At 47.1% G+C, this 11,294-nt stretch carries 8 protein-coding genes; 2 read left to right on the top strand and 6 right to left on the bottom strand.

Going from position 1 to position 11,294, the window contains the following annotated elements; genetic code table 11:
• The 3 genes from L0156_16565 to L0156_16575 form a co-directional block, all read right to left on the bottom strand.
• Complete coding sequence (locus L0156_16565; GenBank protein MCI0604601.1) at positions 1-1,677, bottom strand: ATP-binding protein; 1,677 nt, start codon at positions 1,675-1,677, stop codon at positions 1-3.
• A 55-nt stretch (positions 1,678-1,732) separates the two neighbouring features.
• Positions 1,733-3,466 (bottom strand): ATP-binding protein, encoded by a 1,734-nt coding sequence (locus L0156_16570; GenBank protein MCI0604602.1) that lies wholly within the window; start codon positions 3,464-3,466, stop codon positions 1,733-1,735.
• A gap of 657 nt (positions 3,467-4,123) precedes the next feature.
• The gene (locus L0156_16575) at positions 4,124-4,921 is read right to left on the bottom strand and encodes an aminotransferase class V-fold PLP-dependent enzyme (GenBank protein ID MCI0604603.1); all 798 of its coding nucleotides are present in this window, start codon (positions 4,919-4,921) and stop codon (positions 4,124-4,126) included.
• Positions 4,922-5,340: 419 nt separating this feature from the next.
• Between L0156_16575 and L0156_16580 the strand changes: the two genes are divergently transcribed.
• Positions 5,341-6,582 (top strand): ISL3 family transposase, encoded by a 1,242-nt coding sequence (locus L0156_16580; GenBank protein ID MCI0604604.1) that lies wholly within the window; start codon positions 5,341-5,343, stop codon positions 6,580-6,582.
• Here L0156_16580 and L0156_16585 read toward each other — a convergent pair.
• Both L0156_16585 and L0156_16590 read right to left on the bottom strand, forming a co-directional pair.
• Positions 6,576-6,926 (bottom strand): cysteine desulfurase, encoded by a 351-nt coding sequence (locus L0156_16585; protein MCI0604605.1) that lies wholly within the window; start codon positions 6,924-6,926, stop codon positions 6,576-6,578. The two genes, L0156_16580 and L0156_16585, sit on opposite strands and share 7 nt — an antisense overlap.
• The gene (locus L0156_16590; GenBank protein MCI0604606.1) at positions 6,923-10,024 is read right to left on the bottom strand and encodes a S41 family peptidase; all 3,102 of its coding nucleotides are present in this window, start codon (positions 10,022-10,024) and stop codon (positions 6,923-6,925) included. The genes L0156_16585 and L0156_16590 overlap by 4 nt, the downstream gene beginning before the upstream one ends.
• Before the next feature lie 119 nt (positions 10,025-10,143).
• Here L0156_16590 and L0156_16595 point away from each other — a divergent pair, with 119 nt between their 5' ends.
• Entirely contained in the window at positions 10,144-10,959 is an 816-nt protein-coding gene (locus tag L0156_16595) for an AraC family transcriptional regulator (protein ID MCI0604607.1), read from the top strand.
• A gap of 153 nt (positions 10,960-11,112) precedes the next feature.
• Here the strand turns inward: L0156_16595 and L0156_16600 are convergent.
• A partial coding sequence (locus tag L0156_16600; protein MCI0604608.1) for a hypothetical protein occupies positions 11,113-11,294 on the bottom strand: 182 nt, incomplete at its 5' end.

Genomic DNA, 11,294 nt, shown 5'->3' on the forward strand with positions numbered 1-11,294 from the left:
TCAGCCCTCAGAAAGGATGCGCTCTAATTCACCCATGAACGGTACAAGTGCAGATTCCAAGCGACATTGAAAGGCCACCTGCTCATCAAGAAGTTGGGTCCTGACATCAGGTTGGTTCTTGTACTTGTCATAGAACTGATCCTTGTAGTGTATTGAAATTACGCTGGCGAGGTAAGCTACCAGCCGCAGCCCTACTTTTAGTCCCCCCTGGCGTGACCGCTCAAGTCGTTGTTCGAAATCCGGATGCGAAACGTTGATCTGAATGGTTCCTTCGACAAAATTGGACCGGATTAATCTTCCGTCAACATCTGGCGGAAAGCTAACGAACTTGATGTCAAAGCCGCTTTTTCTGCGTGTGGCTCCAGCATAAGGAGATGGTGACTGAGATTCCTCATCAGCTGGCCCGCCTTCCCCGCTTCCTGGGCCGGTTCCTTGGCCGGAACCCTTTGGTCCAGTCCCCTCGCCTTCGCCGGTACCACCATTGCCTTTTTTGCCGCCATCTTCACCGGTTGGACCACCCACATCGTCCGTGAACATCGATCCTCCCCCATCCTTAAGATTCAGATCGCCGGATAATACCGCTTCATGTCGAAATTTGAGGGCATCCTCGCGAGCGATCCTGGAAAGAACAGACGAAATTACTTTTTCTAGCGTACCCATATTCTGGATTTCATTCTGCTTATTGACCTCGTCAATTGTATCTTTCAGATCTTGCTCAAAAGCGAGAATTGCTTCATAGAGCTGAACGCGCTTCCTGCCCTTCTGAAACTCGTCCCGAGTTATAACAGGATCGATCCAGTCAGTCACTTCAATGTAACCAACTAAGTGATTGTGACCCCATAAAGCAGTTCGGAATTTGGAACGACTAATAAAGCTTTTGATGGCCATGATCTCGTTGATTCGTCTCCCACGTGCAAAAAACGTGGACCTTCTCGTGGTTACCGGTGCATCCGTTACTTTCAGAAAGATTTTAATTTTGTGACCCAAGGCCCCGACGGGTACATCCCTGACAAATTCTTTGCCAGTGAATTTGCCGTAATCAAACGGTGCGCAAACGAAAGTCTTCAGTCCTTCATGGATCCTGATAGACAGATTCGCTCTTGCAAGCAAGAGCTCAAAATGTTTCTCTAATTCCTCTTGCAAAATTTCCGCGTCAAGCTCATCAAACCATTCTTCCTCAAATTCGCTTAGAGTTATTTCAGTTCCCGTTGCATTCTCAGTTGGAAAGGATGCTTGTATGGATCTTGGGGGAGTAAGTCCCTTAAACTCGGATCGGTTAAAAGAAAGAATGTAGTGACTATCAGGTCCGCTGCATGTCCGAAATTCTATTCGTTTCGCTGCTGCCCGAAACGCATGCACTCCAAACCCAAACTGGCCATTCAACCAGGACATACCTTTTTTTCGTGATTCGCCAACGTTGCGAACAACTCGGCAAAGTGTTTCGATGTCCATTCCGCGACAATTATCCAGAATCGAGACGGTTCGGCGGCCCCGGTCAATCGTTACATCAATGCCGATGGGTCTTGGATAGACGTTTCCGTAGTTTCGGAATAATTCTTCAGCATCATCAAGAGAATTATCGATGTATTCCATGATGACTCTCGTTGTACTCTCATAACGCCTTGCTATCTCAGTAAGAAGTTCTGCCGGGTTGCTAATTGTTAAATCAAATGACATTTGATCCTCCCTATGTCGGATGGGGACCGGTCAAGGCCGGCCCCCAGTTATCACACTAGGACTTCCATTCCGAAACAATGTTTTTCAAATGGATTCCCCAGTACGATCGTAGGTCGCTATATCTTTCATTGGGATCCGGATCCATGCCTTCTGCGAGCGCATAAGCACAAATGAGCAAATCCAGTGCAAGCTGAGCCAATTTTGCAATCGGTGTGTCATCTGTTGGCGAACTTGTATCCGCAGCTGCTTCGATGATCCTCCCATAGATTTTGCTATAGAAGGGATGTCGCATATTGAGTCTGATAACAGCCGTACTGCCCAGGTGTTCGATCTCGAACCACTCGTTACCCGGAAAGTTTTCAGGAACAATCTTTACCGGACGCTTTCGGATTTCGTCAGCAAGCGAGCTTATTAATTCTGGTGAGTCCTTGAGCAAAACCTGCGCGGCACGACGAATCTTCTTCTCACGCTCTTGGTCCGAAACATCCTGTCCTGCCCGTGGCTTTGGGGATACGGCGACCACTTTGCTTACAATCTCCTCCGCCGTCGCATGTTGACCGGAATCAACAGCCTTTTGACGTTCCTTCTCGTCCCAATAACCCTGAATTTGTTTTCTGGCGGTCATTACGGTTTTGTGAATGATATCTCGAAGTTTGTCTCGTAACCCATTCACTGGCTCCGCGCCCTTCTTGACATTTCTCACAGCAAAGCACTCATCGAGTTCCGGCGAAAAACGAATTTCGATTCCTATCCAACGATCGATATCCTGAACGGGAGATGGTTGTACGTACCGGAGGATACCGAAAAAGATCTCTCGATTAGCCCTGAGAATTGACACTCCCTGCTGGCGTTCATCGTCAATTCGCCGGTCCTTTGCCGCTTTGTCGCCGCCGGAACCACGTTTAGGACGGAGCTTTTCAGGCAAAAGAGTCATGGTCACATGTACATCTGACATGAGAGCTGGATCTGTAGGAACGATCCAAGAAAATGACTCCTCGATCAATATGGTAGCAGTTGGATCTGGAGCCTCGCCCTGATGGAATCGGGTAGTAGTCATGAGGAACAAAGGGTCATGAGGTTTAACAGGCTTATCATTCACAAAAATGTTAATTCCGGCATCCAGGAATTTTCGGAATGTCCGACCCAAATAATCGACTAGGTCACTGATCACGGTAGTCGCCATTCGCGCTCCTCCGGAATCGCGTTCTTGTAAGCGATCAGTTTTTGACCAAAGAACAAGGGTTCCGCTTCCTGGTCCGACAAGGTGCTCGCAATCCTTTGGAAGCGGCGCTGATAACGGCTCAGGTACCAATGTCATCGTGCCTGCAGAAATTTCGTCAAGGTCAATATACGTCCAGAGCCAAGCATCGTCGCCCGATTGTCGCGAGTAAATATCAATTCGTTTTGCCTGGCTTATTGCACCGAGCTTCGCCCCTACCCCGAAGCGTCCCATTCCGATGCGGCTGTTAAAGCGAGTACTGAAGCCGAGTGAAAGTGCCTGGTGAAGTACGACCTTATTCATTCCTTTTCCATCATCACCGATGGCTACTCGTTCTACTACCTCAATCGATTTTTTTACACCGATTTTTTTCTCAGTAAAAAGGTGAATGCGGATGTTATTGCTTCCTGCCTCAATGCTGTTGTCCGCTACTTCGCCAACAGCACTACTTGGATCGTGCCCAGAACTTCGAAGTGAGGTTAAAGCGGTGTCGACCCGGACAAGTGGAATTTCCGGTATAGATATGGAAGCAGAGTTCTGTTCCAATACTTGAATTGAGCTTTTAGACATTATTCTTCTCCTTTTTCCCCGGCATTATCGCCAGAGAGGTTAGATTGTTAATTTTTTTGCCCTGAGTCTGATTTTCTTGGGCTGGAAAGTGGAAGGAGGAGAACGAAGAACGTGACATTCTCTTCCGCTTTCTCCACGCTGCAAATGTCAGCACAGAGCGGAAAATCAATCTAATATTACCATATTAGAGTTAGGTGTCAAAACTTTCTGCAAACGCATGCTTCCGGAAAGCACTTAGTGCAATGCGATCCTTCCGAAAGGACGATTTGGTAAAGCGCCCCCAATTACTCGAGCTCCTCGGATGAAGTGTAAAGTTATGCTTCCATCAGGTGCAGCCATATGGTTCAGGTGACAGGTGGTGGTGGTGTGACTGAACCATGTTTTTGGCCACTTGGCCAGAAATTCATTCCAAAATGAAACTTCTATTTCTGGTTGGCCCAGGTAGGACCTTAGATAATGTGATTCGGAAGGGTCAGCGGGGCTGCGCCAGCAGGGGAAACCCCTTCGTGTGGTTGTAGTGGAAATCTAGTTCTCGATAAACTATACTTTTCGTTCAGGTGTTCGGTGTTCCTCTTTCCATCGCACCAGGTAAATTCCCCTTAATTAATTTGATTTGCGTCTGCTTTTTTTCACGACGAGTTTGTTTTCCTACTGCGGTCACCGTTTTAAGAACGCAACTAAGACTTGAACGCAGCGATCGACGTCCAGTTCTGAATTGTAGAGATGAATTGAAAATCGAATTCTGTCCCAACGGCAAGAGCAAATAATATTGTTCTTTCTCAGGTACTCGACTAACTCCTGCGAGGAAACGTTCGAGAATCGAACGGAAACAATCCCCGTAGTTTGTTCTTCTGGCGTAATCACTGCTCCACCAAGCCTCTCCAACCGTTTGCGAAGAATGGAACAAAGATTTTTACTGTGCCCGCAGATCGAATCAATGCCGATTCGCTCCAGATAATCAATGGCCGCGGCCATTCCGAGTCCCGCAGAATAAGCCACGGTTGAATATTCCATCCGGCGGGCTGACTTTGCCAGATCGAATTCTGTTGCATCAAACGCAAATGGATTTTCGTTGCTGTGCCATCCTGCAAAGGGAGGGTCATAATTGCACCAAATGTTCGGATTCAAATAACAAAATGCAGCACCAAACGGTCCACAGAGCCACTTGTAAGCGCTTGCCAGAACGACATCGAATGAAGCGAGAGAGGCGTCGAATGGTATTAGCCCAGCTGATTGAGTGATGTCCAGCACCAGCAAAGCCTTCTGGGAATGCGCAAGTTCTAGGAGATGAATGGGATCCAATTGATGACCCGTGGCGTATTGGACGTGGCTTACACAGATGGCCGCCGTATTCCTGTCCACCAGTTGTGCAATAGAAGCGACGTTAAGATTGGTACAGTCCTTCGAAACTTTCAACAATCGAACCTCGCAGCCGGTTGATTTAGCAACCCTCAACCAAGGATAGGTAACGCTTGGAAATTCCAAATCGATGGAAACGATGTTCTGTTTTTTCGGTTCTTCTTAAGGGTGTGTAACGGTAAATTCCCCGTAAGTTATTGAAAACATATTAGTCTTCTAGTTGGTTGAAACCTTCAATTGTTGATCGGAGGTGAGGAGCATTTTTGTGCAAGCTGCCGCATTTGCCGCCGGTTGATGGAAGGCTATGGAAATTTAAAAGACAAAATTTCCACAGCCTCCCACAAGCCGTCTTGGAAATCCTAAAAAACAGGATTTCCACAAATGCTTTGATCCCAAGACGGATCAACAGCTTTCACAAGTTCTGTTGCTGCTGCTGCTGTGGTTTCTCTATTTAGGGAAAGAAAAAAAAGAAAAACGCAGTACTCTCTATGTTTTGACTTGGGAGAAAAAACAAAATGAGAATAACTGCGTTTTTCAAGAAGATCTTAAAATTAATTGGGACAATTGTCGAATCGGCTCACGTGAGCTCGAACACGGACAAAGAAAAGCCGAGAACGATCGTGATCCGGGTGCGGCCGCAGAAAAAGAATCTTCGATGCGGTCAATGTGGCAGAAAGGCGGAAGGAAGGCACGGGGAAAAAGGTAAGCTTCGATGGTGGAGAGACCTTGGCATCAGGCAAATACCGGTTTATTTAGTTTGCCGCATTTATCGGGTTCGGTGTAAAAAATGCGGCGTCAAGACGATGCAGGTACCTTGGGCACGAGTTGGCTCGATCTTCACAAAAGCATTCGAAGATGAGGTTGCCTGGTTTATGCAAAAGACAAATCAATCTGCAACAGCACGGTATTTTGGAATCAGTTGGACAACTGCCGGCAAAATTATCCGGCGCGTAGTTGCAGAGAAACTGGATGGCAGCCTTCTGGAAAACTTACGTCTTTTGGGTGTTGATGAAATCAGCTATGGCAGGCCCAGAAAGTTCCTTACGGTTGTTGTCGATCACCAAAAACATCGAGTCATTTGGGCAGCCAAGGGCCAAAGCTCAGAAACACTGGCCGATTTTTTCAAAATGCTTGGACCTTCAAAATGCTCAGCCATTGAGGCGATCTCAATCGATATGGATCCGGCTTTCGAAAAAGCGATTCGTGATCATGCGCCTGCCGCTGAAATCGTTTATGATCGCTTTCACATTGTTCAACTTCTCTCTCGCGCAACAGACGAAGTTAGACGGCAGGAGGTTGCGCAGGCTCTTCCTGATCAAAAACGCGATCTGAAAAACAGTCGTTGGCCTATTCTTAAAAACCCGTGGAACTTAACACTTTCAGAAAACAGCAAACTTGCCACCATTCAACAAACGAATCAAAGGATCTACCGTGCATACCTTTTGAAGGAATCCTTCCAGCGTTTATTTGACGCAAATTCTATTGAAAGTGCAGAAGCGGATTTTAACGCCTGGTATGGTTGGGCTAGAAGATCGCGACTCGAGCCATTCAAAAAACTCGCACTGACTTTACGCAGACACCTTCCCGGAATACTTCGCTTTCTAACACGAAACCTGACTAACTCCGCGGTTGAAGGCTGGAATTCCAAAATCAGAATGATCTCGCATCGTGCCTTCGGTTTCCGATCCGCCGAAGCTCTGATTGCTATGATCAAACTGAATTGTTCCGGGATTGAATTATCCCCCATTGGTTACTGAAATGCTTTACACACCCTTAAGAAGTCCCGTTTTTTCTTTGGGCGAACCCACCAGGCAATTTGTGCAATGCATTCGGTCGCGCTTGTCAGAATGGCAACATCCTGCTTAGGCACGCTCAGGAGTTTGGCAACGGAAGCCCTCGTTCCGTCATAAACCTGCGATTCCTCCCTGTCGCCAAAGCTTACGGTCCCTTGCAAGGAAGTTTTTGTTTGAAAGTCCAGCATCTTGTTGAGAACGGGTAACGGAACGATGCCAACAGATGCGCAATCGAAATAGGTAAGATTCTTCAGACCTGGGAAATCTTCTGCGGGAACCAGTGACTCGATCATCCGGATATTTTTCATTTATCGTTAAGTTGTTTCAGAGTCAATTCAATTGCTTTATTGAGTTGATCGTCACGTCCCTTGGCAACATGATTAGGCAAATTGTCGATTTCCACGTCGGGCTGAAAACCACGGTTTTCCAGCTCCGGTACACGATCCAGGTTTGTTACTGCATTGTCAGCCGCCCCAACTTCCCCGCCGTCGGCCAGATCTAACGAATGACCGCCAATCACGCCGCCCCATGTTCGTGTTCCTACAACGGTACCCAGACCGTATTTCTGAAAGAAGTATGGGAATAGATCACCATCTGAGGAACTGTATTGGTTCACAAGGAGTATCAATTTGCCGGAAAATGCTGCGCGGGGATACGTCCAAGTTCCACAGGACAAACATACATTCAATCCGACAGGAATTCTTCGGAGTCGTTCCAAAATTGCTTCAGCAAGCCATCCACCATCCGCAAATCTTGCATCGATGATCAGTCCTTCGCGATCGAGTTGGTGGTAGTAACCGGAGGCAAAGGAGCTTAAGCCTGATTCGGAAAAGTTCGGAATATGAATGTATCCGACTCGGCCAACGGACTTTTCTTTTACTGTACGACGATTTGTTTCAACCCATCTATCGTAAAAGAAGGTTCTTTCTGATCGAACAGGTTGGATCTCAACTTCCCGCGAGTCAACCGGTGATGTTGTCTTGCTCAGGGTTAATCTGATTTTTCGATCCGCCTTACCCTGAAGCAGCTGATACGGAGTGAGGGGTAATCGAAGCAGTTGTCCGTCAATTTTCAAAATATAATCTCCGGCGCGAGCAATGTTTTGTAGCGGGGAGATGCCGGCGGGCGCCTCGCTGTCTCCAAGAATGCTGGTAATACGAAAATATCCATCTTCATCGGGAGTAAACTTCGCTCCGATTAAAGCAACGTTTGATCCATCAAAATTCTCCACGTCACCGCCGCGTGCCCAGAGGTGGCTGACATTTAAGTTTCCCATCAGCTCGGTAAGTATGTAATTCACGTCATGTCGATTGGCTGCCAGATCAATGAGCGGCAAATACCTTTCAAGAAGTTTTTTCCAATCGATCGAACGGTTTGATCGATAAAAGTAAAGCTCCTGTTGCCAACGCCATGCTTCCTGCACCATCTGCCGCCACTCTGTTCGCACATCAACGTCAAGCTGCATTTGCAGTGGCTTCCAGTCATTTGTCTCTAACAGGTTACTGTTTACCTTCTCGACGGGAACCATCCTGTACTTTCCGTCCTCGAAAAGGATCAGTGTTTTGCCGTCCAAAGTTGCGGTCGCTTGCACGAGTCTGTCGCTAATGACCGCTTCTCGCTGTTGAGCGATATCAAAACTGCACAATTTTACATCTTCATTCAAATCCGAAGCTCTGTTAAATACGAGTTTTCCTTTCAACGCCCTCATACTGGAAATCACACCGGGCTTGATCTGTAGTGGTCGGGCCGCTTTTAACAAAAACTTCCAATCCTCAATGATTTCAGGCAAAGAGTTGCTTGAATTTTCAGCCCTCAACCTTACCTGGTAGATGCGGTCCATATTCGCGAAAGCAAAGTTGTATTCAATCCTTCCAATCACGGGTGTGTAATCTCGCCTTGAAACGAACCAGAGAAATTGTCCATCGGGATCGAATACCGGTGCAGAATCCCGATAACGTCCTTGTGTAAGTCGTTCTGTTTTGCGATGTTTTATGTCGTGAATCCAGAGGGATGAAAAATCGACACTCTCCGGTTTGCTGTAAATCATCCATTTTCCATCGGGCGAAAAGACGTAATCCTCGATCCTTCGCATCCCCGCGCGATCGACCTGGATTCTGTTTCCCACGGAAATATCCACAATATAGAGATTGCCTTTGAAATCGTGAACTGCGATATGCCTTCCATCGGGTGACCAAACCGGAGATCGCAGTAACGAATCGCTATTCTTCGTAATCTGCTTTCTTTCTCCTTTTTCATTTTGAATGAACAGCTCATCTGCTCCGGATTCATCGGAAATAAAGGCAATCCAGTATCCCTGGGGAGCAATGCTTACATTCTTTTCGCGAAAAGAGGGTGTGACCGTTAGATTTGATATGTGTGCATCATTGAGGAGAAAAATTTCGCCCCTTGCCGCAAATGCAATTTTCCCTTCTAACGAGACACTCATCGACTCAAGATAATCGGAAGCCCGGACGCTTTTCTTTCCGGGTGAATATGCAATCGCAAGTTGAATCGGTTCAACCTCCTCGTTTGATAATTTCAAGCGATGTAATTTTCCACCCTTTTCGAATACGATGCTCTCCCCATCCGTTGATGGCCATTTCACATCAAAATCAATGTAGCTCGTCACCTGTGATATGCGCTGCGATTCGGGATCAAAGCGGAAAATGTTCTGCATTCCTGACCGATCCGACAAAAAATAGATCCCATATGCTGTCCACATAGGAAACTGATCGATCCCTTCCCATTGCGTAATCCGATAGACCTGATCTTTTTCTCTGTCGAAGATCCAGATGTCATCGGCCATTCCTCCACGGTAGCCCTTCCAGGCCTCATGCAAATTGAAATCGCTGACCGATCTGTTAAAAGCGACCTTCTTGCCATCGGGTGAAAAGGAAATGTACCCTCCTTCGCTTAACGGGAGCGGTTCCGGCCACCCGCCGGCGGCCGCAACCCTGAAAAACCGGGCTGTGATTCCGCTTCCACCCTGGCTTGATCGATACACAACAAACTTTCCGTCGGGTGTCCAGTCCAGTACTTGATGATCGAATCCGACTTTAGCCGGATAATGATTCGTCAGCGATGGATAAAAGGTAAGCTGGGTGGGGGATCCGCCGCTAAAACGAATGATGTATACGTGCGGAGTTCCCGAGACTTCCGCTGTAAAGGCAATCCATTCTCCGTCCGGTGAAAATTTTGGGAAATATTCTCTGCCTTTCCAATCTGTCAGACGCCGGCTTTTACCCGTGCTCAGATCTGCTACCCAAAGGTCTCCTGCCATGGAAAAGGCCAACCGGGTCTTATGGACATCGGGAAACCGAAGCATTGGATTTGCATCAGCAAAGATGGACGGTGATATCAGCAGAAGAATCACAAGACTGAGGCCTTTTTGCAGATTCGGTTGCATGCGCTTCCTGATTATCGCGTAGTCAAGCCCGGCCGATCTATAAAAAGAATCGCATTTTGTACAAAATTTTCAGGAACAACCGGAACAGAAACAGCAAAATTACGTATACTTGTTCCGGAATGACGTATCAGCCTGTAACGCAGGGGACACTGCTAAGAACGGTGAAATTGGATGGAATCAGACTGACGGAAACTGTCCACGAACAACGATTGCAATTAGGACCTCACAGTCATGAATTCTTCAATCTCACTTTTGTCTTGAAAGGATCGTTTGTCGAATCTTTTGAACGAAACCGCCTGGAGCTTTCGTCGAATAGCGTGTTATTCGAACCCGCCGGTGTAATCCATTCCGACAATTTTGGCGACCGTGGCGCCCATTCTTTAATTGTAGAGCCCCCAGAGCACTGGATTCAATCCGTAAATCTAGACTCCTCACTGTTGCTAAATCCTTTTCACTTGAATGATCCTTTTACGAGTAAGCTTGTCACTCGAATTTACAGAGAATTCCAATTTCCGGATCGCTTTTCGAGTCTGGCGGTTCAAGCAACTCTTCTGGAATTATTTTCTTTCACTTTTCGGAAAATTCAGTGCAGAAATGAACTGAAACCCCCATGGCTGGCAAAGGTTCAGAATCATATCGAGGAACATTTTCAAGATGCTTTAACGATATCGTCCCTATCGAAAGTTGTTGATGTTCATCCCGCCCACCTGATCCGTTCCTTTCGCAAGTTTCTATCCTGTACGCCGGGAGGATACATTCGCAGAACCCGTCTGAAGTTCGCAGCAAAATTGTTGCAGGAAACAAATCTCTCTCTAACGGAGATAGCGCTGAGCACCGGGTTTTGTGACCAGAGCCACTTCACGCACTCGTTCCGCCGTCATTTCGGAATTACTCCGCGTCGTTTCCGCAAGAGCAATACTCCAAACGCGGGCTAGACCTTTAGAAGTTTTGATTGAATTCCTGGTAAGAAATTCGATCCAATCTGCAATCTCGGCAACAAATAAGCTCAAAATAGCTTGCCATGCGATTTAGGATCACTCTCTGAAATCCGGCAACAAATGTTTTCCAATCGTGGCCAGAATTAAGGTTCAGTCACAGTGGTGGTGGTGGTGGTGAGCCACTCCACTCGTCCGCCGGATCCAGAGTTCAACAGCTGCAAGAGTGAGTACCCACCCGATCCAGAAAGAAGCGCCAATCAAGTCGAGCGGTTTCAATCGCGTGATGACAAACAGAAGCATGTAAACAATTCGGATAACCGCGATGCCAATCG

It is taken from the genome of bacterium (assembly GCA_022616075.1).
Taxonomy (GTDB): domain Bacteria; phylum Acidobacteriota; class HRBIN11; order JAKEFK01; family JAKEFK01; genus JAKEFK01.

Bases quoted from the DNA above. Each gene is read 5' to 3' on its own strand.
- L0156_16595 (MCI0604607.1), top strand. From the start codon at position 10,144: ATGACGTATCAGCCTGTAACGCAGGGGACACTGCTAAGAACGGTGAAA.
- L0156_16565 (MCI0604601.1), bottom strand. From the start codon at position 1,677: ATGTCATTTGATTTAACAATTAGCAACCCGGCAGAACTTCTTACTGAG.
- L0156_16570 (MCI0604602.1), bottom strand. From the start codon at position 3,466: ATGTCTAAAAGCTCAATTCAAGTATTGGAACAGAACTCTGCTTCCATA.
- L0156_16590 (MCI0604606.1), bottom strand. From the start codon at position 10,024: ATGCAACCGAATCTGCAAAAAGGCCTCAGTCTTGTGATTCTTCTGCTG.
- L0156_16580 (MCI0604604.1), top strand. From the start codon at position 5,341: ATGAGAATAACTGCGTTTTTCAAGAAGATCTTAAAATTAATTGGGACA.
- L0156_16585 (MCI0604605.1), bottom strand. From the start codon at position 6,926: ATGAAAAATATCCGGATGATCGAGTCACTGGTTCCCGCAGAAGATTTC.